This window comes from Caulobacter sp. Root343 (assembly GCF_001425745.1).
Classification (GTDB): Bacteria; Pseudomonadota; Alphaproteobacteria; order Caulobacterales; family Caulobacteraceae; genus Caulobacter.
The window spans coordinates 150,990-177,173 of sequence record NZ_LMDF01000001.1; the positions used below are offsets into that span (position 1 = coordinate 150,990).

The 26,184-nt window shown below is 68.7% G+C and carries 26 protein-coding genes and 1 tRNA gene; 12 read left to right on the top strand and 15 right to left on the bottom strand.

Annotation, left to right across the window (positions count from 1 at the left end; translation table 11 throughout):
- Positions 1-86 precede the first annotated feature (86 nt).
- From ASC70_RS00760 to ASC70_RS00785, 6 genes are all read left to right on the top strand, one after another.
- The gene (locus ASC70_RS00760; protein ID WP_056045448.1) at positions 87-389 is read left to right on the top strand and encodes a hypothetical protein; all 303 of its coding nucleotides are present in this window, start codon (positions 87-89) and stop codon (positions 387-389) included.
- Positions 390-515: 126 nt separating this feature from the next.
- Positions 516-1,100 (top strand): hypothetical protein, encoded by a 585-nt coding sequence (locus ASC70_RS00765; protein WP_056045451.1) that lies wholly within the window; start codon positions 516-518, stop codon positions 1,098-1,100.
- On the top strand, positions 1,097-1,291 hold the full coding sequence (locus ASC70_RS00770; protein ID WP_056045453.1) for a helix-turn-helix transcriptional regulator: 195 nt from the start codon (positions 1,097-1,099) through the stop codon (positions 1,289-1,291). The genes ASC70_RS00765 and ASC70_RS00770 overlap by 4 nt, the downstream gene beginning before the upstream one ends.
- A gap of 27 nt (positions 1,292-1,318) precedes the next feature.
- The gene (locus ASC70_RS00775) at positions 1,319-1,996 is read left to right on the top strand and encodes a hypothetical protein (protein WP_056045455.1); all 678 of its coding nucleotides are present in this window, start codon (positions 1,319-1,321) and stop codon (positions 1,994-1,996) included.
- A gap of 84 nt (positions 1,997-2,080) precedes the next feature.
- On the top strand, positions 2,081-2,971 hold the full coding sequence (locus ASC70_RS00780; RefSeq protein WP_056045458.1) for an alpha/beta fold hydrolase: 891 nt from the start codon (positions 2,081-2,083) through the stop codon (positions 2,969-2,971).
- Between the two features lie 78 nt (positions 2,972-3,049).
- Complete coding sequence (locus tag ASC70_RS00785; protein ID WP_056045461.1) at positions 3,050-3,940, top strand: TraB/GumN family protein; 891 nt, start codon at positions 3,050-3,052, stop codon at positions 3,938-3,940.
- Between the two features lie 125 nt (positions 3,941-4,065).
- Here the strand turns inward: ASC70_RS00785 and ASC70_RS00790 are convergent, their stop codons facing one another.
- Positions 4,066-4,671 carry an HD domain-containing protein gene (locus ASC70_RS00790; protein WP_056045462.1) on the bottom strand — a complete coding sequence of 202 codons (606 nt, stop codon included), beginning with the start codon at positions 4,669-4,671 and terminating at the stop codon, positions 4,066-4,068.
- An 83-nt stretch (positions 4,672-4,754) separates the two neighbouring features.
- A tRNA-Gly gene (locus ASC70_RS00795) sits at positions 4,755-4,829 on the bottom strand.
- Positions 4,830-4,954: 125 nt separating this feature from the next.
- Between ASC70_RS00795 and ASC70_RS00800 the strand changes: the two genes are divergently transcribed.
- Positions 4,955-6,937 carry a S9 family peptidase gene (locus tag ASC70_RS00800; RefSeq protein ID WP_082539660.1) on the top strand — a complete coding sequence of 661 codons (1,983 nt, stop codon included), beginning with the start codon at positions 4,955-4,957 and terminating at the stop codon, positions 6,935-6,937.
- Positions 6,938-7,118: 181 nt separating this feature from the next.
- Here the strand turns inward: ASC70_RS00800 and ASC70_RS00805 are convergent, their stop codons facing one another.
- Positions 7,119-8,177, bottom strand: a complete 1,059-nt coding sequence (locus tag ASC70_RS00805) for a S41 family peptidase (protein WP_056045465.1) — start codon at positions 8,175-8,177, stop codon at positions 7,119-7,121.
- Between the two features lie 105 nt (positions 8,178-8,282).
- Between ASC70_RS00805 and ASC70_RS00810 the strand changes: the two genes are divergently transcribed.
- On the top strand, positions 8,283-8,888 hold the full coding sequence (locus ASC70_RS00810; RefSeq protein ID WP_052196960.1) for a winged helix-turn-helix domain-containing protein: 606 nt from the start codon (positions 8,283-8,285) through the stop codon (positions 8,886-8,888).
- Positions 8,889-8,898: 10 nt separating this feature from the next.
- Here ASC70_RS00810 and ASC70_RS00815 read toward each other — a convergent pair whose 3' ends face one another.
- Positions 8,899-10,761: a glycoside hydrolase family 9 protein gene (locus ASC70_RS00815; protein WP_056045468.1), complete on the bottom strand. Its 1,863-nt coding sequence runs from the start codon at positions 10,759-10,761 to the stop codon at positions 8,899-8,901.
- Positions 10,762-10,933: 172 nt separating this feature from the next.
- Between ASC70_RS00815 and ASC70_RS00820 the strand changes: the two genes are divergently transcribed.
- The gene (locus tag ASC70_RS00820; protein WP_056045469.1) at positions 10,934-12,490 is read left to right on the top strand and encodes a DUF885 family protein; all 1,557 of its coding nucleotides are present in this window, start codon (positions 10,934-10,936) and stop codon (positions 12,488-12,490) included.
- Between the two features lie 58 nt (positions 12,491-12,548).
- On the opposite strand, the gene ASC70_RS00825 is transcribed toward ASC70_RS00820, so the two are convergent.
- The 6 genes from ASC70_RS00825 to ASC70_RS00850 all read right to left on the bottom strand — a co-directional run bounded on the left by ASC70_RS00825 (position 12,549) and on the right by ASC70_RS00850 (position 20,790).
- A complete protein-coding gene (locus ASC70_RS00825) occupies positions 12,549-12,896 on the bottom strand; it encodes a calcium-binding protein (RefSeq protein ID WP_056045472.1) in 348 nt (115 codons plus the stop codon).
- Positions 12,897-13,020: 124 nt separating this feature from the next.
- Positions 13,021-15,918, bottom strand: coding sequence for a TonB-dependent receptor (locus ASC70_RS00830; RefSeq protein WP_056045475.1), 2,898 nt, complete (start codon positions 15,916-15,918; stop codon positions 13,021-13,023).
- 840 nt (positions 15,919-16,758) lie between these two features.
- Positions 16,759-17,697: a prephenate/arogenate dehydrogenase family protein gene (locus tag ASC70_RS00835; protein ID WP_047412646.1), complete on the bottom strand. Its 939-nt coding sequence runs from the start codon at positions 17,695-17,697 to the stop codon at positions 16,759-16,761.
- On the bottom strand, positions 17,698-18,819 hold the full coding sequence (gene hisC, locus ASC70_RS00840; RefSeq protein ID WP_056045478.1) for a histidinol-phosphate transaminase: 1,122 nt from the start codon (positions 18,817-18,819) through the stop codon (positions 17,698-17,700).
- Between the two features lie 44 nt (positions 18,820-18,863).
- Positions 18,864-19,664 (bottom strand): chorismate mutase, encoded by an 801-nt coding sequence (locus tag ASC70_RS00845; RefSeq protein WP_056045481.1) that lies wholly within the window; start codon positions 19,662-19,664, stop codon positions 18,864-18,866.
- A 103-nt stretch (positions 19,665-19,767) separates the two neighbouring features.
- Positions 19,768-20,790 carry a DUF2125 domain-containing protein gene (locus ASC70_RS00850; RefSeq protein ID WP_056045484.1) on the bottom strand — a complete coding sequence of 341 codons (1,023 nt, stop codon included), beginning with the start codon at positions 20,788-20,790 and terminating at the stop codon, positions 19,768-19,770.
- Between the two features lie 29 nt (positions 20,791-20,819).
- Here ASC70_RS00850 and ASC70_RS00855 point away from each other — a divergent pair, with 29 nt between their 5' ends.
- A complete protein-coding gene (locus ASC70_RS00855) occupies positions 20,820-21,368 on the top strand; it encodes a gamma-glutamylcyclotransferase (RefSeq protein ID WP_056045487.1) in 549 nt (182 codons plus the stop codon).
- Here the strand turns inward: ASC70_RS00855 and ASC70_RS00860 are convergent.
- Genes ASC70_RS00860 through ftsE form a run of 5 tightly spaced genes read right to left on the bottom strand, consistent with a single transcriptional unit; the run spans position 21,365 to position 24,641 of the window.
- The gene (locus ASC70_RS00860; RefSeq protein ID WP_056045490.1) at positions 21,365-21,706 is read right to left on the bottom strand and encodes a hypothetical protein; all 342 of its coding nucleotides are present in this window, start codon (positions 21,704-21,706) and stop codon (positions 21,365-21,367) included. The genes ASC70_RS00855 and ASC70_RS00860 overlap by 4 nt on opposite strands.
- Positions 21,707-21,708: 2 nt before the next feature.
- A complete protein-coding gene (locus tag ASC70_RS00865) occupies positions 21,709-22,413 on the bottom strand; it encodes a 1-acyl-sn-glycerol-3-phosphate acyltransferase (RefSeq protein WP_056045494.1) in 705 nt (234 codons plus the stop codon).
- Positions 22,410-23,030, bottom strand: a complete 621-nt coding sequence (locus ASC70_RS00870) for a YdcF family protein (protein ID WP_056045497.1) — start codon at positions 23,028-23,030, stop codon at positions 22,410-22,412. Before ASC70_RS00870 ends, ASC70_RS00865 begins: the two co-directional genes overlap by 4 nt.
- Positions 23,031-23,043: 13 nt before the next feature.
- On the bottom strand, positions 23,044-23,937 hold the full coding sequence (locus ASC70_RS00875; RefSeq protein WP_056045500.1) for an ABC transporter permease: 894 nt from the start codon (positions 23,935-23,937) through the stop codon (positions 23,044-23,046).
- Positions 23,934-24,641, bottom strand: coding sequence for a cell division ATP-binding protein FtsE (gene ftsE, locus ASC70_RS00880; protein ID WP_162247163.1), 708 nt, complete (start codon positions 24,639-24,641; stop codon positions 23,934-23,936). The genes ASC70_RS00875 and ftsE overlap by 4 nt, the downstream gene beginning before the upstream one ends.
- A gap of 58 nt (positions 24,642-24,699) precedes the next feature.
- Here ftsE and ASC70_RS00885 point away from each other — a divergent pair, with 58 nt between their 5' ends.
- Entirely contained in the window at positions 24,700-25,647 is a 948-nt protein-coding gene (locus ASC70_RS00885; protein ID WP_162247164.1) for an MJ0042-type zinc finger domain-containing protein, read from the top strand.
- The gene (locus tag ASC70_RS00890; protein WP_162247165.1) at positions 25,589-26,170 is read left to right on the top strand and encodes a phosphoribosyltransferase; all 582 of its coding nucleotides are present in this window, start codon (positions 25,589-25,591) and stop codon (positions 26,168-26,170) included. Before ASC70_RS00885 ends, ASC70_RS00890 begins: the two co-directional genes overlap by 59 nt.
- The last annotated feature ends 14 nt before the right edge of the window (positions 26,171-26,184 follow it).

Here is a 26,184-nt window from a genome sequence, read left to right on the forward strand (position 1 = left end):
AATACACAAATTCTAGCCCCTGTCCTCCTGAGGCGCGACTCAGTCCCGCCCGACGCGGAGGAAGCGGAAAGTTCACGGAGGCCATCTTGGCCCGCACTGCTCAAGATCCGTTCCTGATCCTGCAAGGCCGCGTCGAGGCCTGGGAGCGGTGCGCGCGCATCCCCGGCTGCGACAAGGCCGTCTGGCGCCAGGACGGCCAGGGGCGGGTGATCCGCTGGTCCGACTTCCGCGACCGTTTCTCCCGCTATGGCTGGGAGGTGGTGAGCCGGCCGCGCCCCGGCGTCCTGGGACGCGCCTTGGCCGTCAAGCAACAGGAAGCCGTCCACTGGCGCGGCGTGACGGGCGACGTCGCCGCGGCGGATCCGTTTTCGGGTCGCAAGGCCGCCTAGCGCCAACTCCAACGTCAAGCGTCTCTGTCGTTTAGTCGCTATGACCAGACAAAATGACAACCTTGCTTGACATATCTGCACCCTAATGTGACAAGTATCCTTGTCAAATTGAGAGGGGTGCTTGTCATGGAAGACACAAAGCCTGTGTGGCCCAAGTGGGCCTTGTTCTTTGTCGGCGTGCTGGCGCTGGTGGCGGTCGGCTACGGCATGGGTTTCGTGCCGCTGTTCAGGGGACCGCTGGGCTATGTCGCGCTGTTCGTCTGGTTCATGGTGTTCCTGGCCTACACCTATTTCGGCAGCGCGCGCCTGAAGGCCGACCGGCTCGGTCCGATCATGAAGCGCTACCGTCGTCGCCTGGCCATCGCGATGATCAGCTACTGCGTCGTCCTGTTGGGCTCGCTTGGCCTGCTGCGCGGCTCGAGGCTGTCGGGGGTGCTGCTGTGGATCGTGGCCGCCGCGCCGGCTATCCCGATCCTGGGGGTGCTGGTCGTGATGGGCCTCTATCTGAAAGAAGAGCCCGACGAGTTCGAACGCGCGGTCCATGTCGAGTCGATGCTCTGGGGCCTGGGCGCCGTGCTGGCGGTCACCACCGTCTGGGGCTTCCTGAGCAATGCCAGCGTCATCCCGCAGCCGCCGCTGTTCCTGGTCTTTCCGCTGTTCTGCCTGTCCTGGGGCGTCAGCCAGCCGTTGATCCGCAGGCGGTACCAATGAAGAACCGCCTGAAGGTCCTCCGCGCCGAGCGGGACTGGAGCCAGGCCGACCTCGCCGAGAAGCTTCAAGTCTCCCGCCAGACCATCAACGCCCTGGAGACAGGCAAGTACGACCCCAGCCTGCCGCTGGCCTTCAAGATCGCCCGCCTGTTCGGGCAATCCATCGAGACGATCTTCCAGGACGAGGCCTGAGGGCCCGCCTGCTTCGAGGACACCACAATGACTCTCTCTTCCAAATCCCCCACGCCGCTCGGTTCGAGCCGCGCCGCCCGCGCCCTGGTCTTCGCCGTCGTCGGCGCGCCGCTCGGCTATCTGGTTGGCAAGTATCTGGCTCGGCTGGAGGACGCCGGTGTCTGGACCGCGCCCGTCCTGGGCTGGTCGGATGTGCTGGCCCTCTTTCTGGCCCTGCTGCTGCTGGGCGTCGGCGCGATCACCATCATCGTCAGCGCCAGCCGCGAGACTCTGGGCCGTAAGATCGATCCGGAGGGCGGCCGTCCGGCCACCTCGGTCCAGGCGCTTTTCTACGCCCGGAACGGCGGGGTGCTGGCCCTGGCCGGCCTGATGCTGGCCGCGCCGGTGATCGTCCGGGCCGTCCTGGATCCAGTCCCGCCCTTGATCGCCTCGGCGACCATGATCGGCCTCTTGGCCCTCCTCCTCGTCCAGATCGCCAGCAACATCACCGTCTGGATCCAGAGTGACGAGCTGATGCGCCGGGCGACCGCCGAGATCTCGGCCGTGACCTTCGTCATCCTGCTGGGCGCGCTGTTCCTGTGGGCGGCGGGGGAGAAGCTGGGCCTGCTGCCGGTCCTGACCCTGTGGGACGCCGCCACCGTGATGATGACCGCCTACCTCGTGATCGCCGGCGTCGTCATCTGGCGTCGCGGCCTGGCCAGCTAGACCTCCGATCGTCTTCCAACCCTTGAAATCCGCTCGGCGCCCGTCGCCGAACCCTTCCGCACGCCTTCATTCAAGGAAAACCTCATGCGTAGACCCACGCCTCGTTTCCGCCTCTTCGCCATCTTCATCGCCGTCCTCGCCGCCATCGGCGTGTTCGGCGGGAACCACGCCCACGCCGCTGACCGGATCAGCGTCACCGTCACCGGCAAGGGGCCCGACGTCGTCCTGATCCCCGGCCTGGCCTCGTCGGGCGCGGTCTGGGACGCCACCGTCAAGCAGCTGTCGGCCACGCACCGCGTCCACGTCGTGCAAGTGGCGGGCTTCGCCGGCGCGCCGGTCGCCGGCAATGCCGAAGGACCCGTGGTCGAGCCGCTGGTCGAGGCGGTTGACGGCTACATCAAGTCGGCGCATCTGAAGGCGCCGGTGGTGATCGGCCACTCGATGGGCGGCTTCACCGGCCTGCTGCTGGCCCGCCGCCATCCCGAGGACGTCAGCCGCCTGATGATCGTCGACAGCTTGCCGTTCTTCTCGGTGCTGTTCTCGCCGGCCGCCACGGCGGAAAGCGTCAAGCCGCAGGCCGCGGCCATGCGCGACGCGACGATCGCCCTGAGCCCGGAGGCCTTCGCCAGCCAGCAGGCCATGACGTTGCCGCGCATGATCAAGTCGCCCGAAGGCCAGAAGCTGGCGCTGGAGTGGTCGAAAGCCTCGTCCCAGTCGGTCGTCGGCCGCGCCATGTACGACCTGCTGACGACCGACGTCCGCGGCGAGCTGGCCGCCATCAAGACCCCGACCACGCTGCTCTATCCCTATGACCCGGCGATGGGCGCGCCGACGGCGATGATCGACAAGACCTATGCCGACGCCTACGCGGCCCTGCCGGGCGTGGCCCTGAAGCGGATCGACGACAGCCGCCACTTCATCATGCTGGACCAGCCCAAGGCCTTCGCCGACGCGGTCGACGCCTTCCTGAAGTAGCCCCCCGAAGCCGCCGACGGCGCTTGCGTCCGTCGGCGGCGCGCTTCAAATCTAAACCGCAAGTCGAACGGGGATCTCATGCTGCGCAATTTTGGTCGGTCGGTTCGTCGCGTCGCGGCGGGCCTGGTTTCGGTCCTGGCGCTCGGCTTCGCCGGGACGGCCCTGGCGGAACCCGCGCTATGGGCGGTCAAGGACAAGGACTCGACCCTCTATCTGTTCGGTACGATCCACGTGCTGAAGCCCGACACCCAATGGCGCTCGGCCAAGATCGACCAGGCCCTGAAGGCCAGCGGCGACCTGACCCTGGAGATCATCGGCGCCGACGATCCCGCGACCATGCAGCCGCTGGTCCTGAAGTACGGCCTCGACCCGGCCCACCCGCTGTCGACCAAGATCGCGGCCGACAAGTTCCAGCACGCCAGCGCGCTGGCCCAGGGCGGCGGCGTGCCGCCCCAGATGCTGGACATGATGCGGCCGTGGCTGGCGGCGGTGTCGCTGGCGATGCTGCCCGTGATCAAGGCCGGCTATGATCCCAAGAGCGGGGTCGAGCAGGTGCTGACGAAGGAGGTCAAGGCCGCCGGCAAACCAGAGCAAGCCTTCGAGACCCCCGAGCAGCAGATCCGCTTCTTCGCCGACCTGCCGGCCAAGACCGAGGCCGACTTCTTGAGCGCGACCCTGGACGACGTCGACGAGGGCGTGGGCAAGATCGACAAGATGGTCGTCGCCTGGGCCGCCGGCGACACGGCCGAGCTGGAGCGCGAGTTCATCTCGGAAATGAAGGGCGAGTATCCCGAGCTCTACGAGCTCCTGATCGTGAAGCGGAACCAGGACTGGGCGCAGCAGCTGAAAACCAAGCTGGCCGGCTCGGGCGTCAGCTTCGTGGCCGTCGGCTCGGGCCATCTGGTGGGGCCGGACAGCGTCCAGGCGCAGCTGGCCAAGCTGGGGATCAAGGCCGAGCGGGTGGAGTGATTGTGATCCTCCCCCGCGTAGCGGGGGAGGTGGCCCGGAGGGCCGGAGGGGGCTAACGCGGCATGTGTCCAGCGGGCCCCCTCAGTCGCTTCGCGACAGCTCCCCCGCATCGCGGGGAGCATCCTTTACTCCGCTGCCGCCGCGGCCCGCGCCGGCATGTAGATCGAGCGCTTCGGCGTGCTCATCACCCGTTGCAACATCGGCTCGAAAGCCTCCAGCGGCATCGACTTGAAGCTGGGATCGAAGGCTTCCTGGTCGTAGACGTGGCAGAACTTGGCCGTGTGCTCGAAGTCCGGATGGCCGCGGAACTGGTCGCGCATGTCGCGATCCAGGCCCAGGTGGTGGAAGAAGTAATAGCCCTGGAAAATGGCGTGATGGGCCACCATCCAGTGGTTCCGCTCCGACACGAAGGGCTGCAGGATCGCCGCGCCGATGTCGGCGTGATTGCGTGGGCCCAGGATGTCGCCGATGTCGTGCAGCAGGGCGCAGACGACATATTCCTCGTCCTCGCCGGCCTGGTGGGCGCGGGTCGCGGTCTGCAAGCTGTGCTCCAGCCGGTCGATGGCGAAGCCGCCGCAGTCGCCGCGCAGCAGGCCCAGGTGGGCGATCAGCCGGGTCGGCAGCTCGCGGCCGAACTCCACCGAAGCCCCGGCGATGATCGCCCAGTCCTGCGGCGTGCCGTCGACCATGGCGTGGAACTGGGCGCGCGGATGATCCTCGCCGTCGGCCATGGCGTTCTCTCCCCAACGTCTGTTTGAGCGATCGTGCGCCGGAAGCAGGGAGGCGTCAACGCAGAGGAGGAGGGAAGAGACCTTGGAGCGGGCGGGGGGAATCGAACCCCCGACATTCAGCTTGGGAAGCTGACGTTCTACCTCTGAACTACGCCCGCCAAAGGGACGCACCGTTTAGCCCGCCTCGGGCGGCTACTCAAGCGGCCGATGCGGCGTCTTGATTTTCGCGGCAAGCTTGACCTCTAGTGGCGCGTATCGGGGCGCCAATTTCAGGTAGAGTCGCATGTCGAGAGTTTCGTACGGGCTGGTCGCGGGACTGGCCTTCTCAGCGTTGGCGCCGGCCGTCCAGGCGGAGCCGTCCGCGGCCGCCAAGGCCTTCGGCGCGCGCGAGAGGGTGGTGGACGCCAGCATGTCGCCCGACGGCAAGTCGGTCGCCCTGGTGCAGGCCCTGGCGAACGGACAGGCCACCGCGCTGTTCGTGGCCCCGCTCGACGGGTCGAGCCAGCCCAAGCCGATCCTGACGTCGAGCGGCAATCCCGATCGGGTCACCGATTGCGGCTGGGTTTCGAACACGCGCCTGGCCTGCAACATTTACATGCTGCTGGTGCGTGACGCCCGCAAGCTGGGTTTCTCGCGCCTGGCGGCCCTCAATGCCGACGGAAGCAAGGTGGTGGAGCTGAGCGCCCGCACCCGCAATTTCGCCTGGAGTTATCAGCAGTCCGGCGGCGGCGTGATCGACTGGCTCGCCGACGACGCTTCCGGCGCGGTGCTGATGACCCGCAACTATGCCGAGGAGGGCACCACCGGAACGCTGCTGGGCAACCAGCGCGAGGGCGTGGGCGTGGAGCGGGTCGACAGCACCACCTTGGCCCGCACGCCGGTGGAGCCGCCGCGCGGCGACGCGGTGGAGTTCATCTCCGACCAGCATGGCGCGGTCCGGATCGTCGGCCAGCAGCCCAGGACCAATGTCGGCTACAGCACCGCGCGGGTGAACTATTCCTATCGTCCCGCCGGCGGTGGGGCGTGGACCGCGCTCAGCACCTATGATGACGACGCCCACACCGGCTTCGCGCCCGTCGCCGTCGACCGTGACCTCAACGCCGCCTACGGCTACGAGTGGGTGAACGGCCGCCAGGCGGTGGTGCGCGTCAGCCTGGATGGAACGCTGAAGCGCGAAGTGCTGCTCGCCCGCGACGACGTGGATGTCGACAGGCTGATCCGCATCGGCCGCGACCGGCGCGTGGTCGGGGCCAGCTACGCCACCGAGAAGCGCCAAGCGGTGTTCTTCGACCCGGCGCTGCAAGGATTGGCCAACGCCTTGTCGAAAGCGCTGCCGGGTCATCCCGGCGTTCACTTCGTCGACGCCAGCCAGGACGGCGCGCGCCTGCTGCTGTGGGCCGGCAGCGACGTCGATCCCGGCCGCTACTACCTGTTCGACAAGACCGCCAAGAAGCTCAGCGAGGTCATGCCCGACCGACCCGAGCTGGACGCGTTCAAGCTCTCGCCGGTGCAGCCGGTCAGCTACAAGGCCGCCGACGGGACCATGGTGCCGGCCTATCTGACCCTGCCGCCGGGAAGCGACGGCAAGAACCTGCCGGCGATCGTGTTGCCGCACGGCGGACCCAGTTCGCGCGACGAGTGGGGCTTCGACTGGCTGGCCCAGTTCTTCGCCCACCAGGGCTATGCGGTCCTGCAGCCCAACTATCGGGGCTCGAGCGGCTATGGCGAGGCCTGGTTCCAGAAGAACGGCTTCCAGTCCTGGAAGACGGCCATTGGCGACGTCAACGACGCCGGCCGCTGGCTGACGGCCCAGGGCATCGCCGCGCCGGGCAAGCTGGCCATCGTCGGCTGGTCGTACGGCGGCTACGCGGCGCTGCAGTCGTCGGTGCTGGACCCGGATCTCTTCAAGGCCATCGTCGCCGTGGCGCCGGTTACCGACCTCGACGCGCTGCGGGAAGAGCGGCGGGTGTTCACGGACTACAAGATCACCGACGCCTTCATCGGACGGGGCTCGCACGTGAAGGAGGGCTCGCCGGCCCAGAACGCGGACCGGATCAAGGCGCCGGTGCTGATGTTCCACGGCGACGACGATTCAAACGTCCGCATCGGCGAGTCTCGCCTGATGCTCTCACGGCTGAAGGCGGCGGGTCGCAAGGCCGAGCTCGTCGAGTTCCCGGGCCTGGATCATCAGCTGAACGACGCCGCCGCCCGCGCGACCCTGCTCGACAGGGCCGACGCGTTCCTGAAGGCGGCGCTCGGGCTCTAGGGTCGTACTCAACTAAAGTTTTGAGATCCCAAATCAGTGTCATCCCGGAAGCCTCGCAGAGGCTATCCGGGACCCAGGGGCCAAGCGCAATGCGGCGGCCCCTGGGTCCCGGCTCTACGGCCCGCTATGCGGTCCTTCGGCCGGGATGACACCGAAAATTTGCTGCAATTGAGTCCGGTTCCTAGCCCTTCGCCAACTCCAACGCCTTGTCCAGCGCCTGCTCCGCCGGCACGGCGACGTCGGGCTGAATGCCGACGCCTTCCCAATCCCAGTCGGTGTCCGGGTCGAAGGTCCGGCCGACGGGGATGAAGGCGGCCAGGCCCGCGCCCAGGGATTCGAAGCCGCCGAAGTGGTTGGCCCCGCCGGTGTGCTCGCCGACCAGGGTGGCGCGGTGGGTGCGCTTGAAGGCCAGGGCCAAGTGCTCGGCGGCCGAGCCGGTGCGGGTCGAGGTGAGATAGAACACCTTGGCGTCGCGCAGGCGGGTCTCGGCGTTCGGCGTCACCCAGTGCTCGCGGCGATGCACGCCCTTGGGCGCGCTGACCGGACGCATGTTGGGATCTTCCCGCGTCGGGTCGCCTCGGGCGTCGACGACGGACTGGGCCATGTCCATGCCGACCAGCCGCGTTGGCTGGGCGTAGAGGTAGGGCAGGATGACGTTCATCTCGGCCGGGCCGCCGCCGCGATGGGTGCGGGCGTCGAAGATGATCGCCTTGGCGTCCACATGTTCCTTCATGAAGGTGTCCAGCGTCGCCAAGGTCTCGGGCGAGCCGTCGAACATGTTGAACTTGATGTAGGCGACGCCGTCGGCGAGCCACTTGGGATCCTCGATCGCGGGCGGCCGCGGCCCGCCGCCAGGACCGGGACCCGGGCCGATGCGCATGCGCCGGGGACCCGCGCCGGGTCCGCCCTCGGGACCGCCCGGCGCCACCCGCAGATGGTTGTCCGGATGCACCGCCCTCAGGTCGTCGGTCAGGCGCTTGGCCAGAACGGCGGGGTCGGTGATCTGGGCGTAGGCGGCCTTGTTGGCCCGCAGCATCGCCGCGTATTGCTTGCCGTACGCCGGCTCGACATAGGCGGTCTCCAGCTTGCCAGCCAGGCTATCGACCGCCGCCGCGTAGTCGGCCGGCGAGGCGGTGGCCGGCGCGAGGGCAGGCGGCGGGGCCGGCTCCTGGGCCACGGCCAGGTGGAATGGGGCGAGGGCCAGGCTAGCCCCGATCGCGATGACCAAATTGCGCCGCACAGTTCATCTCCTTATGCGTGAACGGACGCATGGGGAGACGATCGGCGCGTGGAAGTCCTGACGGAAAGCTCTCGGAAAGCTGAACTATGCCGACCCCGTCCCCGGATGGCGTTCGGCGAGGTGTCGATCGACGTCGAGAGCCGTCGTGTCCGGGCCCCTTCGGGGGCCAGCAACCTGGAGCCGCGCGTCTTCGACCTGCTGCTGACCCTGGTCGAGCGGCCCGGCCTGACCGCCTCGCGTGATCACCTGATCGAGACGGTGTGGGGCGAGGTCGATGGCTCCGACGAGGCGCTGAGCCAGGCGGTGGCCAAGCTGCGCCGCGCCCTGGGCGACGACGCCCGCGCGCCGCGCTTCATCGAGACCGTGCCCAAGCTGGGCTATCGCTGGATCTTCGAGGAGCCGCCCGGCTCCAGTCCGCCCGCGCCGCGATGGGCGCTGGGGCCGGCCTGGGTGGCGGCCAGCGCCGCTCTGGCCATCGTCGTCGGCGGGGCGGGCGGCGTCGGCGCCTATGCCTGGGTCAAGGCGGCCGAGCCGCGCAAGTTCGAGATCCGCAAGATCCGCATGCAGCGTACGGCCGACGGCCGCTGCTTGAAGCAGGTCCAGGTGATCCGCGGCGAGGGCAAACCCTCGCCGGCCCAGGAGGCGCCGCCCAAGCCGTCGTCGCCCGGCTGCGCGCCGCCCGAGATCCCGCGGGAGTTCGTCCAGCGCTGAGGCCGCGAGCCTACCGCGCCGTGTCGTCGAGGAAGGCCGACGCCCAGACCAGCGGGGCGTTCCAGTTGATCGCCACCTCGTTCTGGGTGAAGGCGCGGTAGTCGTCGGTCCAGCAGGTCTGGGGCCGGCACGCGCCCTTCATGTCCTTGGCCACCGTATCGCCCATGCTGGTCGAGTTGGGGCCGCCCGAGAGCACGCCGGCCGGCGGTTCGGGATAGGCCGGATCGGCCTGATGCGCCCAGAAGCGATGGTGCGGATGGCGCATCGCCCGCGCGCCGAAGCCGGTGACGTAGGAGCGGTCCAGCGGATTGCGGCCCAGGACATAGTCCATGGCGTCCACCGCGCCGTAGCGGTAGGCGATCTCGCCGGTGAAGTCGTGGGCCAGGCCCAGCACCAGGACCCGGTTCAGCACCGACGCGTTCGAGCCCCACGGATAGCCGGGCGAGGCATAGGGCAGGGCGTAGCCCTGGCTGATGTCGTCGGACAGGTACTTGCCGGCGCTGGCCGTGAGGTTGGCGCGAGCTTCCGCGACCTCCGCCGGTTTCAAGCCGTTGGGCGCGAGGGCCAGGGTGATCGTGCCCAGGGCGCCGACCGAGCCCCAACTGATGTCGCCGGTCGGCCGCGCGCCGGCGGTCGGCGAGGCCAGGAACAGCGGCGAGGCGCGCAGGGCCTTCTCGTACGGGGCCTCGCTGGTCGTGGCGTAGAGCTCGGCGGCGGCCCAGTAGGCCTCGTCCGTCAGCTCGCCGTCGCCATAGCCGCCGCTGCCGGTGAACGGGCCGATGGCGTAGATGTCGGGATGGGCCTGCGCGGCGGCGAAGGCGCGGCGGGCGGCGTCCAGGCATTTGGCCGAGAAGGCCGGGTCGATGGTCTTCCACACCCGCGCGGCCTGAGCGGCGACGGCGGCCAGGTTCAGGGTCGCGCCGGTGGTCGGATAGTAGAGATAGCGCACCTGCTTGTCGTCGGCCGGGGCGGTCGGCAGGCCGGTCCAGTAACGGTCGGCGATCTTCTGGTGGGCCATGCCCGAGGCGTCGATCGGCGTGAGTTTCAGCTTGCCGCCCGAGGGCGTCTGCTTGCCGACGGGAACCTGCAGCGTCTTGCCCTGCGGGATCTGCATGGCCAGCAGGAAGGTCAGCTCGAAGCGGGCCTCGTCCAGGATGTCGGGAACGCCGTTGGCGTTTTCCGGCAGGGCTTGCGAGCCGTCCCCCAGAGCCTTCAGCGCCGCCTGGCGCTTGAGCACGGCGGCGCGCTCATAGGCGTTGACCAGGGTCCAGACCGAGATCCCGCCGTTGACGACGTACTTGCCGTGGTCGCCGGCGTCGTACCAGCCGGCGCTGGCGTCCAGCATGTAGTCGCAGCCCGGCCAGACCTGGCCGCGCTCGTCGGCCTGGTCGAAGCAGGTGGCCTTGTCCGGAGCGTGACCGGCGGGGCGGGCCAGGTTCGGGCGCTCGACGAAGCGCGCCTCGATCGGGACGCTGGCGCGCTGCTGGTAGAAGAACGAGAGGGCCGCGCGGGTCAGCTTGCCGTCCGGCTTGGCGCGCAGGGCGAAGGGGCGGCTCTCGGCCGCGCCGACCTTCAGGCGATAGCCGTCGCCGGCCGCACGGAAGCTCGAGAAGTCGATCTGGTGGACGTGCTCACCCGAGGCGGCGTCGTCGCCGAACACCTTCGTCTTGCCTTGAGCGGCCACGGCGCCTGACGCGTTCAGCAGGGTCCAGTCCAGCGGCGTGGTCGAAGGATCGGCCAGCACGGCGCGCTTGGGGCCCACGGCCTCGAGGCCCGTCTGGTTCAGGCGGATCTGGCGAGGCGCGTCGTCGGCGTAGGCGGCGCTGGTCAGGGCCAGCAGCGAAACAAGGGACAGAGCGGCCGGACGGATCATCAAGGTTTCCTCGCCGGCGCGTCGGACGCGCGCCTTGGTCGTGAAGCTAGCGGCAAGAAGACAGCGTTGTCACTAGCTTTGTTACCGTTATCTTTTAGGCGTCGCCGCTGTCGTCTGGACACCGGTGTCAGGCGGCGTAAGACAAGACAAACGAGAATTCCGGGAGGATGCCATGCTCAACCGCCGCCAAGCCCTGAGAGGCGTCGCCGCCGGCGGTGCGCTGCTGGCGGCCGGTCCGGTCCTGGCGCGAGACGGAGGGGATGCGGCGCTCAAAACCTTGCTGGATAAGCTGGCCAAGGGCGGTCCGGCGGCCGAACGGCTGGCGGCGCTGAAGACCTTTCCCGCCGAGGGCCTGTCGCCGAACGCGCGCCTGGACCGCGACTCGGTTCTCCAGGCCTTCGAGACCGAGGCCGAGATCGTCCGCCGCTTCCCGTTCGGAGCAGGGCCGGGCTCACCCTATGTCGTCACCACCCGCGCCGGAGCGTGGCTGAAGACCGCCGATGCCGTGAAGGCCGGCGGCGACGCTCCGTCCGCCCTGGTCGCCAAGCTGGACGCCGAAACCGACAAGCTCCGCGCCGACGCCGCCCTGGGCGTCATCCCGCCGGCCTTCGTGATCGACAAGGTCGCGGCGGGCCTGGCCAAGGCGGCCGCAGGCGCGCCGGCTGACCTCGGCGCGGCTTTGGGCCGCCAGAGCCAGGCGTTGGTCGCCCTCAGGCCCAAGGCTGGCGAAGGCGCGGGCGTGCGCTTCAAGGACGCCCAGGCCTACTACGAACTGGTGCTGAAGCTGAACCTCGGCATGGCGATCACGCCGGCCGAGGCGCACGCGCGCGGCCTGGAGGCCGCCCGGATGTTCAGCGCGCGGGCCGACAGGCTGCTACGAGCGCGGGGGCTGACGAAAGGCGCGGTCGGCGCCCGGCTGGCGGTGCTGTCGCGTGATCCGCGCTGGCTCTACAGCGACGACGACGCCGGCCGCGACAGGCTGGTGGCCGACATGAACGTCTGGCTGGAGAAGGCCAAGGCGCGGCTTCCCCGGTCGTTCGGCGCGGTTCCGCCCGGGACGCTGACGGCCCGGATCTCGCGGATGTCGCGGGCCGACGAGGCGGCCGCCCGCCAGGGCTATCGCGACGCGCCCAGCTTCGACGGCAAGCGGCCGGGGGCCTATTTCGTCGACCTCGCCGCCATTCGCAGCCGGCCCAGCTGGACCCTGCCCAGCGTCGTCCATCATGAGAGCGTGCCCGGCCACATGCTGCAGATCCCGATGGAGGAAGGCTCCGGCGCGCATCCGCTGCGCAGTCGAGTGGCCTGTCCCGGCTTCGTCGAGGGCTGGGCGATCTATGCCGAGCAGGTCGCCGACGAGGAGGGCGCCTTCGCCGGCGATCCGCTGTCGGAGCTGGGATACGTGCAGTGGATGCTGTTCCGCGCCGGCCGCCTGACAGTCGACACGGGGATGCACGCCAAGGGCTGGACGCGCGCCAAGGCCGAGGCCTGGTTCGCCGACCTGCAAGGTCCGCCGCCGGTGTTCGCGCCGATCGCCCAGGACGTCGAACGCGCCGCGATCGGCCCGGGCGGCCAGGCCGGCCAGGGGCTGGCCTGGCTGGAGCTGGTCCGCCTGCGCGAAGCGGCCCGCCGGCGCCAGGGCCACGACTTCGACCTCAAGGCCTTCCACGACACGGTGCTGTGGCCGGGGACCCTGCCGCTGGCGACGCAGCGCGCCCGAGTGCTCGGCTGAAACGAAAAACGCCGCCCGAGACGATCGGGCGGCGTTCGAAGCGGCTCCTAGGGAGCGCCTAGTTTTGCGGCGGGGCGCCTTCCGGCGGCGGGGAGCCTCCGGGGGGCGGGAAGCCTTGCTGCATGCGACGGGCGCGCATCTGTTCGAAGGCCGTCTTCAGCTCCGCGATCGTGATCTTGCCGTCCTTGTCGGCGTCGATCATGGCGAAGCGATCTTCCGGACGGCCAGCGCCGGTCCATTCGGCCTTGTCGACGACGCCGTCGGCATTGGTGTCCCAGCGCTTGAGCATGTCTTCCGGCGACGGCATCTGGCGCGGCGCGCCGGGCGGCGGGCCTTCCTGGGCCAGGGCGGCGCCGGCGGCCAGCGTGGTGAGGCAAGCGAGCGCGACGATGAGCGTGCGGCGCATAGAGGGGTTTCCTTCCGGGGTGATGTCCCTGATCGCCTCTTCGGCCCGAATTGTTGCGGGCTGATTTCGCGATTGCGGCGGGAACGGGCGGGCCCCCGATCGGAGGAGCCCGCCCTTCGCCAGGCTAGAACTTGTACTGCAGGCCCAGGCTGAACTGCCGGCCGGTGTGGGTGTAGACGAAGGTGCTGTCCCGGTCGGAGTCGATGAACTGCCGGTTGAAGCGGTCGAAGATGTTCAGGCCTTCCAGCGACAGCTTGAAGTGGTCGCTGATCTGGTACGAGGCGGCCATGTCGAAGGTCAGGTTCGGCGAATAGCCTTCCAGGTCCTGCAGCGGATTGTTGGCCGGCAGGGCGACGATCGACTTGTCGCGGTACGAGGCCGAGACGCGGGCGCTGAACTTGCTGTCCTCGTAGTAGAGCGTGGCGTTGTAGGCGTTCTTGGACAGGCCGATCAGGTCGTTGGTGGTCAGGCCGCCGGCGGCCAGGAAGTAGTCGATCTGGCTGTCGACATAGGTGTAGTTGAACAGCGCGCCCGTGTGGCTCAGCAGGCCCGGCAGGAAGGTGAAGGCCTGCTGGTAGTTGATCTCGAAGCCCTTCAGCGGGCCGCCCGGGGTGTTCAGCGGCCGGGTGACGGTGATCGGCGTGTTGTCCGGATCGACGCCCGACGAGCCCAGCAGCGCCATCGGCAGGCCCGTCTGGCGGAAGGTCAGCTGCTGGGACTGGTTCTGAACATAGGTCTCGATGTCCTTGTAGAACAGGCCCACGCCGAGGATCGCGCCGGGGGCGAAGTACCATTCGGCGCCGACGTCGGCCGTCCAGGCGCGGATCGGGTCCAGGGTCGGGTTGCCCGAGGTGATCGACGGGGTGCCGGTCAGGTTCAGGCTACCGCCGGGTGTCAGGAAGCCCAGCTCCGGCCGCGACACGGTCTTGGCGCCCGAGAAGCGCAGGACCAAGTCGGGGGTGGCGTTCACCGAGATATTCAGCGACGGCAGGACATCGGTGTAGCTGTGCTCGGCGGTGACCTGCTGCGGCGTCAGGCCGATCTGGTAGCCGCGCGACTCCAGCTCGGTCTTGGCGATGCGGAAGCCGACGTCGCCGCGCACGGGGACGCCGCCGATCTCGGTCTTCAGGTCGGCCTGCAGGTAGCCCGAGGTGACCTTCTCGTCGACGCGCCGGATGCCGCCGTAGTTGTTGACCAGGTTGTAGAGACCGGTCTTGCCGTAAAGGTTCTGGTTCCCGACGAACTTGTCGTAGTCGATGGTCGCCCAGGCGCTGGGGAACACGCCGGCGTCGATGCCGTGGCCGCCGAAGCCGCTGACCACCTTGGTCAGGTTCTTCAGCTCGCTGGACGTGAAGCTGGGGACCAGGAAGTTGTTGGCCCGCTGGAAGGCCGAGGTGTCGAACGAGAACTCGTCATAGTGGCCGCCGACCTTGATGGTCAGGTCGTCGTCGACCGCCCAGGCCAGGTTCAGGTCGGCCGTCTTGTAGATGTTGGTCGTGAAGATCTGCTGCAGCCGCACCTCGGCATTGGGGGCCGAGAAGCTGTACTGCGTGGCGTCGGTGACGTCGAAGCCGTGAGTGATGGTCGGCTGGTCGCGGTTCTTGCGGAAGTCGATCGTCATGCTCGTGTTCGGCCGCTGGAACATGATCGTCGTGGTCATCGGCTGGTCGTAGTCGGACTTCGAATAGCCGATCAGGCCCTTGACCGTGATCCGGTCGGTCAGCTCGTGGGTGCCGGCGAAGGTGTATTGCTGGAAGACGTTCTGGAACTCGTCGTGCTGGGTGTCCGAGCGCAGGTCGACGCCGTCGAAACGGGCGAAATCGACGTCGTAGACGGTCTGGCCGAAGTTGACGCCGGCGGTGTGGCTGGTCCCGGCATTGCGCAAAACGAGCTCGCGCACGGCCGTCTGCGGCTTGCCGTTCTGGCTGATGGCGCGGGCGAACGAGAAGCCCTCCAGCCAGTTCTCCTCGCGCTTGACGTCATAGTTCGAATAGAGGGCGTCGAAGCTCAGCGACGTGCGCGAGGTCGGCTTCCATTGCAGGGCCAGGGTGGCGCCGGTGCGCTCCTGGTCGTGGTGGAACCGGCCGTAGCGCGGCAGGCGCGGGAAGAACACGGTCGAGCGGTTGGCCTGGTCGAACACGGTGTCCGTGGCGGCCGGACGGGCCACGCCGGTCGCGCAGTTGAAGGCGTCGGTGCCGTTGGCGGCGTTGTCGACCGGGTTCTGCACCGGGCGGCCCACGGGCGTGCAGAAGCCGCCGTCGACCGTGGCCGGGTTCCAGCCGCCCGAGCCCCACTGGTCCTCGAGGAACCGGCGCTTGCTATAGGCCAGCGAGGCCTGGGCCCCGAACTCGCCCCAGGCGGTGTCCCAGCGGTTGCCGGCCACGGCGGTGAACTTGGGGTCGACGTTCTTGGCCAGGTCATTCCAGCCGGCCGCCGCGCCCAGGACGAGGGTCAGGCCCTTCTGGTCCAGCGGCCGGGCGGTTTCCAGGTCGACGGTGGCGCCCAGCGAGCCTTCGATGACCTCGGCCTGGGCGGTCTTGCGCACCGTGATGCCGCTGAACAGCTCCGAGGCGAAGGTGTTGAAGTCGAAACCGCGGCCCAGGTTCGCGCCCCGGTCGCTGGTGGTGGCGCCGCTGGTCGACTGGGCTTCCATGCCGTTGATGCGCACGCGGGTGAAGGCGGGCGGCAGGCCGCGAACGGTGATGGTGCGGCCCTCGCCGGCGACGCGGGTGATCGAGACGCCGGGCACCCGCTGGATCGACTCGGCCAGGTTTGCGTCGGGGAAGTCGGCGATGTCCTCGGCCTTGATGGCGTCGACCACGCCCGAGGACTGGCGCTTGATGTTCAGGGCGCTCTTCAGGCTCTCGCGGAAGCCGGTGACCACGACCTCGTCGACGGTGTTGTCAGGGGCGGCCTGGGCGCCGGTCGTTTGGGCTTGGGCCCCGGTGGCCGCCATCGCGCCGACAAAAGCCAGGGCCAGCAACGAGCAACCCGAATTCCAGCCATGCTTGGACGACGACATGAGGACCTCCTGACCGGGGCGGCCCCGCCGCGCCCTTGATGTTTCCAACCCGAGGCTCCCGGTTGATCCGGTTCAGCGCTCTATCCTGGCGACTCCCACATGCTGAGAGTGAGTCTCACAAGATAGATAATATATGTCGGACAAATCTGGGCGCTGCAAGCTCCGGTAATCGGAACTCTCGCGGAGGTTCGCGGAAAGGCCCCGTCTGGGCCGTCGGCGGACGGGAGGAGAAATCCCTCTCTCWYRGAGAGAGGGATTCACGGGGATTGAGCACGCTGTATCCCCGGCGTTCGCGAGATCGAAGTCAGCGATTTCAACGCCTTCTCACTTTTACGCGCCGCTGAATGATCCGCGTTCAGAACCACGGCACAATCATAGCTGTCCCCGTCGCAAGGGGAGGGCGCTTGGATCCGGCCCGAAGCGGCGATGGGGATAGGTTGAGCGGGGTCGCCGTTAGGTCCCCGGCTGGCTCGTCAGGTCGCGTGGCTTACTCTTTAGGAGCGCACGTGGGTGGCGGACTTGTCGGGACAAGGCCGAGCGGCGAAACGACGGGCGGTGATCGTACAAGCCGCCTATCGTGGATCGCCGAGCTGGAGACGGAATAGCCGATCCAGTTGGTCCACGCCCGTCCGGGGGTAGCGGAGGCCCGCCCGCCGTCCTCACGGCAGAGAACAGCCTGGCGGAGCGGACGACGAACCGAAACGCACACAAATACTCACGGTCATCCGGGTTCGCCCGGCCGCTCCGTCGCCTCCCCACAGACTTCAGCGGTAAACCGCGTGAAGCGGCGAAGCCGTGCGCCCCAAAATCCTCCCCCTAGCGGGGGAGGATTTGAGAGGGCTAGTGCTTGCCGCGATCCCGTCCGAAGTTTGGCTCGGCGCTTTCCTGGCCGGCGGCCACGATGCCTCGGCGGATGGCGCGGGTGCGGGTGAAGTGGGCGTGCAGGGTGTCGGCGTCGCCCCAGCGGATAGCGCGGCTCATGGCCTGGAGGTCCTCGGTGAAGCGGCCCAGCATCTCCAGCACCGCGTCCTTGTTGGCCACGAAGATGTCGCGCCACATGGTCGGATCGCTGGCGGCGATGCGGGTGAAGTCGCGGAAGCCCGAGGCCGAGTACTTGATGACCTCGTTCTCGGTGACGTTCTCGAGGTCGGCGGCGCTGCCGACGATCGTGTAGGCGATCAGGTGGGGCAGGTGGCTGACGACGGCCAGCACCAGATCGTGGTGCTTTTCCTCCATCAGCTCGACCTGGGCTCCGAAGGCGCGCCAGAAGGCCGACAGCTTGGCGACGGCGGCGGCGTAGTGCTCGTCGTCGCTCTCGAACGGGGTCAGGATCGTCCAGCGGTTCTCGAACAGCTCGGCGAAGCCGGAGTCCGGCCCCGACTGCTCGGTGCCGGCGATCGGGTGGCCGGGAATGGCGAAGATCTTCGACGGGTCTTGGGCGCGGAAGGCCTCGGCGACATTGGCCTTGGTCGAGCCGACGTCGGTCAGGGTGGCGCCGGCCTTCATGGCCGGGATCACGACGGCGGCGAGCTCGGGGATCGACAGCACGGGGGTGGCGATGACGACGAGGTCGGCGTCCTTCACGGCCTGGGCGATGTCGCCGGTGACGTGCTCGGCGATGCCCAGCTCGACGACGCGGGCGCGGTGGGCCTCGCTGGCGTCGGCCACCGTGACCTCGCCGACCACGCCGTGCTCACGCGCGGCGCGGATCACCGAGCCGCCGATCAGGCCGCAGCCGATGACGGTGAGCTTGGGGTAGAGGATCCCGGGAGCCGACATCTATCGCCCCATGAACTCGGAGAGCAGGTCGACCACGGCGCGGTTCTGCTCTTCCAGGCCGATGGTGATGCGGATGGCGTCGGGCAGATTGTAGTTGCCCACCGCCCGGACCAGATAGCCCCGCGACGCCAGGAACGCCTCGGCCTCGCGGGCGGTCTTACCCGGCGTGGTCGGGAAGGTCGCCAGCACGAAGTTGGCGGCCGACGGCGTGACCTCCAGGCCAAGGCCGCCCAGCTGTTGGGCCATCCACGGCCGCCACTGTTCGACCAGGGCCAGGGAGCGGGCCTGGAATTCGTCGTCGAACAGGGCCGCGATGGCGGCTTCCTGGCCGGGGATCGAGGTGTTGAACGGCGGACGGATTCGCTCCAGCGGCTCGATGATATGGCTGGGCGCATAGCCCCAGCCGACGCGCAGCGCGGCCAGGCCGTGGATCTTCGAGAAGGTCCGGGTGACGATCACGTTCTCGGCGGTGCGGGCCAGGTCGAGGCCGTCCTCGAAGCGCGGGTCGCTGCAGAACTCGGCATAGGCGCCGTCGAGGACCAGGATCACCGACGGCGGCAGGGCCGCGTGCAGGTCGCGGATCTCCTCGCCGGTCAACCAGGTGCCGGTCGGGTTGGCGGGGTTCGCGATGAACACCAGGCGCGTGCGCTCGTCGACGCACTTGACCACCTCGTCGATGTCGATCCGGTGGTTCACTTCCTTGGCCATCCGCACCTCGCCCTGGCAGGCGCGGGCCCCGATGGCGTAGGCGGCGAAGCCGTGCTCGCCCTGGACGATGTTGTCGCCCGGCTCGAGATAGACCTGGTTCAGCAGGGCGAAGATCTCGTCGCTGCCGTCGCCGAAGGTCAGGCGCTCGGGCTCCAGGTTGAAGCGCTCGGCCACGGCGGCGCGCAGCAGGTTCGACTTGCCGTCCGGATAGATGTGCAGGCGGTCGACCGCGTCGCGATAGGCCTGCTTGGCCTTGTCGCTGCTGCCCAGGATGTTCTCGTTGCTCGACAGCTTCACCGGGTGGGCGATGCCCTCGACCTTCGACTTGCCGCCGACATAGGCGTGGATGTCCATGATCCCGGGCTTGGGGACAGGACGGGGCGCGGCGAAGCGGTCGGTGGGGGCGGCGGTCATCGGACTACTCGGTTGACGGACGTCTCAAACGTGACGGGCGTCTCTTACACGTCGAACTGTTCGGGCGCAGCCCCGATGACGCCGGTCAGCTGGCCGGGCGCGCGGGCCAGGCGCGCGTCGTGCGACTGGAAGAAGCCCGACAGCGAGAACAGCTTCAGCCCGCTGGCCTCGGCGATCAGCTCGGCGGCGATGTCGGTCTGGCTCAGGGTCTCGACGATAGCGGCGGCGCTCTTGGGCGCGTCGGTGACCCAGAAGGTCTGGTCGCCGCCGGTCGGCTCGACCTCGACCTCGGCGACGGCGAGCGCCGCCTGCGGACCCCACGAGGCCAGACAGGGCAGGGCGGCGAACACTTTCAGCTTCGGCTCGGCCAGCAGGCGACCCCACCAAGGCGTGTCGGCGGCCAGCGGCAGGACGGCCACGCCCCACGGCGAACGGGCGATGGCCAGGGCGTCCTGGGCGCTGGGCACGATCGACAGGCGCGGGGCGGTTCCGAAGCGCAGCCGGGTCAGCTCGACGGCGCGAGCCGGGTCGCGGCCACCGAAAACGGCCAGATGGTACGGGCCCTGGCGCGCCAGGTTGTCGGCCATGATCTCGCGCCAGATGCGGATGACCAGAGCGTCGGACGCGCCCTTGCGGGACGTGTCGAGCAGCTTGCGGACGATATGGGCCTCGCGGCCGGGGCGCAGGCCAAAGCCCGTGTCGCCCGAGGCGCGCTTGGCGGCCGCGACGGCGCTGGCCAGGCTGGCGCGCTCGTCGATCAGCTTCAGAAGTTCACCGTCGATGGCGTCGAGCCGCCATCGGACCTCTTCGAGAGACGGTGTGGCGTCCGTCGCGTCGCTGCCCATGTTCTTCCCCGAAATTGGAGGCGGGACCATAGTCCTTGCCGCCGAACACGCAATAGCCAGGCGTCACGGCAAGAAAATTGCGTCTCCGGCGATCGAAGACCAATCAGTAGAGCTTCGGCGCCGGGCCGGTGTCGAACAAGCCCAGCCGCGTGCGGCCGTCCTGGAACCTGAGATCGGCTTCGATGACCGGCTCCTGGCCCACGGCCTGGGCGGCGGCGGCCAGGGCCTGCTCCGGCGTCTTGATCGGCTGGGAGAGGTCGGCCCGTTCCTTGATCACCACCTGCAGCAAGCCGGTCATCCGGCCTCCGGAATCGACCGACAGCACGCCCGACTTGGCCTTGCCCTCGGCGTCGCCGGCCAGGATCTGGCTCTGTTGCAGCGTGATCTGGCCGCCGGCCTCGCTCCAGCGCTTGACCGCCGCCTCCCAGTTGCGGCCGCGCAGATACGAGACGTGCGACAGGCGGGTCTCCAGGATCATCGAGGCGGTCTTGTCCTGGGCCAGGCGGCCCAGCAGGCCCGTGAAGGCGGTCTTGGCCCCGCCGGCCTTGAAGAAGATCGCGCCCTGGTCGTCCGGACCCGAGCGCAGGTGCAACTGCATGTCGTCGGCCGAGACCAGCTGGAACGGCTTGGCGCCGGGCGCGGGGACGAAGGTCAGCTTGGCGCCCTCGACCGAGACGCGCGGTGGATATTCCGTGACGTGCGAGATGCTGGCCCGCAGCGCCTGGCCGGTGATGGTCACGTCGCCGGCTTCCGGACGGGTCAGGACCACGCCTTGCGGCGCGACCAGCACCCAGTGGGTCAGGTCATAGATCTCGGCCTCGCCCTTCAGCAGCGGCGCGCGGACGGCCCAGCCGGTGGGCTCGGCGACGCGGGCGTCGGTCAGCTCGACGTTCATCCGGAACGGGAAGCCGTGGAAGGTGCGGGCGCTCCAGGACAGGTCATAGCCGCGCGACTTCAGGTCGGCCGACTGGGCGTCCATCCGCTGTTCGGCCTGGCCGCGCAGCCAGTACCAGCCATAGCTCCAGCCGCCCGCGACCAGGGCGGCCAGGATGAAAGGCGTGAACAGACGGCCGCGCCTGGCTTTCCGGGGGGCTTTGCGGGACGGGCGGGCGTCGTTATGGGTCATGTATAGGGCGCGTCCAGTCGGGATCGGTGATGAGCTTAGAGGGCGGCGGCGAAGATCGCTGGGTGTTCGGGTACGGATCGCTGATGTGGCGACCCGGGTTCCCGTTCATAGACCGAAGAACCGCCGTGCTCCACGGGCGGCGGCGGGCCTTCTGCATCTATTCGGTGCATCACCGCGGCACCTACGAGCGGCCGGGCCTGGTGCTGGGCCTGGCGCCGGGCGGTTCGGTGCGCGGCATGGCCTATCGCGTGGCGGCCAGCGAATGGGAGGGCGTCTACGCCTACCTCCGCGAACGCGAGCAGCCGACCGAGACCTATTTCGAGACCTCGCGCGAGGTGAAGATCGACGGGAACGGAAAAGTGCCGGCGCTCGTCTTCCTGTCGGACATGAAGCACAGCCAGTGGGCCGGAGCCCTGACGCTGGACGAGCAGGCGCGGCTGATCGCCGGGGCCACGGGCCTGTCGGGTCCGAACATCGACTATCTCCGCGACCTGGTCTCTCACCTGCGCGAGGACGGGGTGCGCGATCACGCGATGGAGAAGCTCTTGAGGATGGTCGAGGGGATCGAACCTGGCTAGTCGTCGGCCCATTCCAGCCAAACCTGAAAGACGACGATTTCGCCCGACGCGTTGGCGGCGGCGCCGATCTCGCTGACGATGGCGTGGGAATCCTTGGCGCGATCCGGCCAGGGACGTTCTTCTTCCTCGGGATCCTGGCCGAAGAGGGAAAACTCCATAGCCAGGTACTGGAAGCCGTCCTTGAGAACGAAGCCCTCGATCGTGTGGATGATGCGGTCCAGCGGCAGGCATCCTTCCGACAGCAGAAGAAGCTCAGTGCCGTTCAGATGGGATCGAGGATCCGAGAGGCCATCTGCGAGGACCTTGGCGACCTTATCTTCGGCGGGGCGCCTCGTCATGGCTAGACGCCCTCGTCCTCCAGCGCCTTGGTCGCGGTGTCGATGCGGGTCTGCAGCTCGCGCATGAACTCGCCGCGCTTCAGGCCGGCGGGGATCGGTTCGAGATATTCGAAGACGATCGTGCCCGGCTTGACGACGAAGCCCTTGTTCCAATGGACGCCGCAGTTCAGGGCCAGCGGCGTCACCGGCATGTCCAGCTCGCGATAGAGCGCGGCGATGCCCGGCTTGTAATCGCCCGGCTGGCCGACCGCGCCGCGGGTGCCTTCGGGGAAGATCACGATCTGGCGGCTTTCCTTCATGCGCTCGACGGAGTCGCGGACCAGCTTCTTCAGGGCGGTCGAGTGGCCGGCGCGATCGACGACGACCATGCCCGCCTTCAGCCCGTGCCAGCCGAACAGCGGCACCATCAGCAGCTCCTTCTTCATCACGAAGCAGGCGTCGGGCAGCAAGGCGAACTGGCTGAAGACGTCGAACATCGACTGGTGCTTGGACGCGACCAGGGCCGGACCGGTGGGCCGGTCGCCGCGCACCTCGACCTTGACGTCGGCCAGCCAGCGCAGGCCCCAGATCAGGCCCTTGGCCCAGGTCGACAGCGACCAGGTGTTGGCGCCACGCGGCAGGGGGTAGGTCAGGATCATGCCGACCGCCCAACCGATCGACCACAGCCAGAAGAACAGCTGGAACAGCAACGAACGCAGATAGATCAAGACGCTTCCTTCGCCGCCGGGGCGGGCTTCTCTTTCGGTCCCAGCCCTAGGAACGCTTCGCGGCCCAGGATCGCCAGGTACTTGCAATATTCCACAATCATCCGCCGGGCGCTCGGGCCGGTCTTCCACCAACGATGGGCGTTCAGGCTCTCGGTCTGGACGGGGTAGGGGAACAGCTTCACGCCCGGCATGGCGGCCTTCAGCTCCAGCATCGAGCGCGGCATGTGATAGTCGGCCGTCACCACGATCAGGCTCTTATAGCCCTTGGACTTGGCCCATTCGGCCGTTTCCAGGGCGTTGCCGACCGTGTTGGCGGCCGTGAAGCCCAGGTCCACGCAGCAATCATAGATCGGCTTGACCGCCTTGGTCACGGTCTGGACGTCGGCGCGGGTGGCCTCGCGGTTGACGCCGGAGATCAGCAGGCGCTGGCCCTTGCCTTCTTCCAACAGCTTGGTGGCGGCTTCCAGGCGGATATTGGAGGCGCCGGTCAGAACCACGACACCGTCGGCGATCGGCGGTTCGGGCGCGGGGGTCGACTGGTCCACGCGGCCGGTGAAGGCCAGCAGACCCAGCCCCCAGATCATCAGGGCGATCAGCAGCGCGGCCAGCGTCTTCATGGCGTTCGGGTCTTCACGGCATCTCCCCCACGATGCGCGACGCGGCCAGACGGGCCGAAAGGCCGGCGATCAGGGCGGCGACCACCGGCGCGGGCAGGGCGGCGACCAGATCGATCCAGGCCAGCGGCAGCACCGGCGCGACCCCCGCGCCGCCGCCGAAATAGCGCGCGATCGCGCCGATGATCGCCGCGCTCGCGCCGCCCAGCAAGCCCGCCAGCGCGCCCATGGTCGCGAAGCGGTTCTGGAACAGGCTGGCGATGAAGCCCTGCTCGGCCCCCGAGAAGTGCAGCACCTCGATCACGTCGCGTCGTGCGGCCAGGCCGGCGCGGGTGGCGAAGGCGATGACGGCGGCGGCGGCGGCGGCGATCAGGGCGAAGACCCCCAGGGCCGCCAGGCGCGCCAAGTCGGCGGCGCGCTCGATGTCGGCGATCCAGCGACTGTGATCGTCGACCGTGGCGTCGACCCCGGCGGACCTCAGGGCCTTGTCCAGGGTCGCGGCGCTGGGCGGCGCCTTGGGATCGAGGTCCAGGGTGACCAGGCGCGGCGTAGGCAGCTCGTCGACCAGGGCCTCCTTGCCGATCCAGGGCTCCAGCAGGGCCTCGGCCTTTTCACGGGGCAGGGCCTGGGCCTCGACGACTCCTTTGATCCCGGCCAGGGTCTCGGCGGCGCGGGCGGCGGCGCTGTCGGGGGTCTCGCTGGCGCGGGCTCGAACCACCACGGTGGCCGAGCCGGTCAGCTGCGAGGTCCAGCCGTGGGCGGCGCGGTTGGCGGCCAGGGCGGCGAAAGCGGTGAGAACCGCCAGGAAGCACAGCACCGCGACCACGAAGACCAGCGCGCCGTCCCGGGCGTCGCGGGGCGGCAACAGCGGGCCGGGCTTCCACTTGGCGACCTGGAAGAACTCGCTCATCCGCCGCCTCCCGCATCGACCAGGCGGCCGTGCTCGAGGTGCAGGGTCGGCCGCGCGGCGCGGGCCACCAGGTCCTCGTCGTGGGTGGCGATCAGGACCGTGGTGCCCAGGCGGTTGAGCTCGACGAACAGCCGCAGCAGGCGCAGCGACATGGCCGGATCGACATTGCCGGTCGGTTCGTCGGCCAGCAGCACGTCCGGGCGATCGACGACGGCGCGGGCGATGGCCAGGCGCTGCTTCTCGCCGCCTGACAGGGTGGCCGGCAGGGCGTGCATCCGCTCGCCCAGGCCCACCCAGCTCAGCAGCTCGGCGACGTCTTCACGATACGTGGCCGGTTTGCGCTTGAGGATCCGCAGGGGCAGGGCGGCGTTGTCGAACACCGACAGATGCTCCAGCAGGCGGAATTCCTGGAACACCACCCCGATCCGCCGGCGCAGGAACGGCAGGTCCGAGCCGTGGGTCAGGCTGACATCGCGGCCGAAAAGCTCGACGCGACCCCGTGACGCACGGTGGGCCAGGTAGATCAGTTTCAGCAGCGAACTCTTGCCCGCGCCCGAGGCGCCGGTCAGGAAATGAAACGACCCCTGATCGAGGGAAAAGCTTATGTCCCTTAGGGTTTCCGGGGCTCGGCCGTAGCGCATCGAGACGCCTTCGAAGCGGACCACCGGTAGGGCGTCATCGCCCTGTTCTGTGTCGATCCGCAAGGCGCGTCACTTGGGTTTCTGGACATCAGGGTTAAAATCAGCGACCCCCTTAAGGCATGTGGGGAGCGTTCGATTCGCGGCCATGATACTGACCTGTCCGGAGTGCGCCAGCCGCTATTTCGTCGACGACTCCAAGGTCGGTGCGGCGGGGCGTGTCGTGCGTTGCGCCTCGTGCGGGAACCGTTGGACGGCCCGTAACGAGGAGGCGAACGACCTCTTCGACGAGCCCGAAGCGCCCACCCTCGCCAGCCAATTGGACAACGCCGAGCAGATCGCCGGCGCGGGGGGCGAAACCGACGAGCCGCCGGTCAGCGCGCTGCCGGGCGAAGAGCTGCCCAAGGTCTTCCGCGCCCGGGCCGACGCCGAGCGTCGCCTGCGCGAAGCCACCGCCACTGGGGTCATCTGGGCCGGCATGGCCGCGGCGATGGCCGTGGTCGTGGTCGCCGCCCTGATCTTCCGCATTGACGTCGTCCGGATCATGCCGGGCTCGGCCGGGGCCTATGCCGCCGTCGGCCTGCCGGTGAACACGGTGGGCCTGGTCATCGACCGCGACAGCATCAAGGCGATCCCCTTGATGCAGGACGGCCACGCGGCCGTGACCATCACCGGATCCATTCGCAACATCACCGAGCACGAGGTGGTTTCACCGCCGCTGCGGGTCGAGCTGCTGAACGAGAAGGGCAAGCGCGTCGCCGGCCAGCTGGCCGCGGCCGCCGACGCCAAGATCCCGCCCGGCCAGGTGCGCCATTTCTCGATCACCTTCCTCGACCCGGCCCGGACCGCCAAGGATCTGCAGATCGGCTTCGCCACCGAACCGGGCGCGGCCAGGGCGGTGAAGACTGCTTTGAAAAAGCCGGAAGACCACGGCGGCGAGCCTGAACTGGCCCTGCGCGGGGTCCAGGACGCGGCCGCCGAGCACGAAGCGGCTGGACAGGAACCCCCGGGACATGAGAGCGGGGACGCAACCGTCCCCTCTGACTCTCACGAACCCGCGCACCATGAATGACACCAAGAAGCCCGAAGTCCTGATCTCGGAAGCCGAGATCGCCGAGCGGGTTCAGAAGCTGGCCGAGGCCATCGCGCCGCGTATTGACGACGACACCGTCGTGGTCTGCCTGCTGACCGGCGGCCTGTGGTTCGCCGCCGACCTGACCCGCGCCCTCTACAAGGCCGGCCGCAACGTGCGGTTCGACGCCCTGTGGCTGGCCTCGTACCATGACGAGCGCAAGAGCACGGGTCGTTGCGAGGTTCGCGCCGACCTGCAGCGTCCGCTGATCGGCCGCCGCGCCCTGGTCGTCGACGACGTGTTCGACACCGGCCTGTCGCTGTCGGAAGCCGCTCGCCTGGTCAAGGACGCCGGCGCCAGCGAAGTGCTGACCGCCGTCTTCGCCCGCAAGCCCTGGCCCAAGGATCGTGGCATGGAGCCCGACTTCGTCGCCTGGGAAGCGCCCGCGCGCTACCTGGTCGGCTACGGCCTCGACGACGAGGGCAAGAGCCGCGGCCTGCCGTACATCGGCGCGCTGGACTGATATGATTTTGGCTT

Coding starts and splice junctions, on each gene's coding strand:
- ASC70_RS00765 (WP_056045451.1), top strand. CDS start 516: ATGGAAGACACAAAGCCTGTGTGGCCCAAGTGGGCCTTGTTCTTTGTC.
- ASC70_RS00770 (WP_056045453.1), top strand. CDS start 1,097: ATGAAGAACCGCCTGAAGGTCCTCCGCGCCGAGCGGGACTGGAGCCAG.
- ASC70_RS00775 (WP_056045455.1), top strand. CDS start 1,319: ATGACTCTCTCTTCCAAATCCCCCACGCCGCTCGGTTCGAGCCGCGCC.
- ASC70_RS00780 (WP_056045458.1), top strand. CDS start 2,081: ATGCGTAGACCCACGCCTCGTTTCCGCCTCTTCGCCATCTTCATCGCC.
- ASC70_RS00785 (WP_056045461.1), top strand. CDS start 3,050: ATGCTGCGCAATTTTGGTCGGTCGGTTCGTCGCGTCGCGGCGGGCCTG.
- ASC70_RS00790 (WP_056045462.1), bottom strand. CDS start 4,671: ATGGCCGACGGCGAGGATCATCCGCGCGCCCAGTTCCACGCCATGGTC.
- ASC70_RS00800 (WP_082539660.1), top strand. CDS start 4,955: ATGTCGAGAGTTTCGTACGGGCTGGTCGCGGGACTGGCCTTCTCAGCG.
- ASC70_RS00810 (WP_052196960.1), top strand. CDS start 8,283: ATGGCGTTCGGCGAGGTGTCGATCGACGTCGAGAGCCGTCGTGTCCGG.
- ASC70_RS00815 (WP_056045468.1), bottom strand. CDS start 10,761: ATGATCCGTCCGGCCGCTCTGTCCCTTGTTTCGCTGCTGGCCCTGACC.
- ASC70_RS00820 (WP_056045469.1), top strand. CDS start 10,934: ATGCTCAACCGCCGCCAAGCCCTGAGAGGCGTCGCCGCCGGCGGTGCG.
- ASC70_RS00825 (WP_056045472.1), bottom strand. CDS start 12,896: ATGCGCCGCACGCTCATCGTCGCGCTCGCTTGCCTCACCACGCTGGCC.
- ASC70_RS00830 (WP_056045475.1), bottom strand. CDS start 15,918: ATGTCGTCGTCCAAGCATGGCTGGAATTCGGGTTGCTCGTTGCTGGCC.
- ASC70_RS00835 (WP_047412646.1), bottom strand. CDS start 17,697: ATGTCGGCTCCCGGGATCCTCTACCCCAAGCTCACCGTCATCGGCTGC.
- hisC (WP_056045478.1), bottom strand. CDS start 18,819: ATGACCGCCGCCCCCACCGACCGCTTCGCCGCGCCCCGTCCTGTCCCC.
- ASC70_RS00845 (WP_056045481.1), bottom strand. CDS start 19,664: ATGGGCAGCGACGCGACGGACGCCACACCGTCTCTCGAAGAGGTCCGA.
- ASC70_RS00850 (WP_056045484.1), bottom strand. CDS start 20,790: ATGACCCATAACGACGCCCGCCCGTCCCGCAAAGCCCCCCGGAAAGCC.
- ASC70_RS00855 (WP_056045487.1), top strand. CDS start 20,820: ATGAGCTTAGAGGGCGGCGGCGAAGATCGCTGGGTGTTCGGGTACGGA.
- ASC70_RS00860 (WP_056045490.1), bottom strand. CDS start 21,706: ATGACGAGGCGCCCCGCCGAAGATAAGGTCGCCAAGGTCCTCGCAGAT.
- ASC70_RS00870 (WP_056045497.1), bottom strand. CDS start 23,030: ATGAAGACGCTGGCCGCGCTGCTGATCGCCCTGATGATCTGGGGGCTG.
- ASC70_RS00875 (WP_056045500.1), bottom strand. CDS start 23,937: ATGAGCGAGTTCTTCCAGGTCGCCAAGTGGAAGCCCGGCCCGCTGTTG.
- ASC70_RS00890 (WP_162247165.1), top strand. CDS start 25,589: ATGAGAGCGGGGACGCAACCGTCCCCTCTGACTCTCACGAACCCGCGC.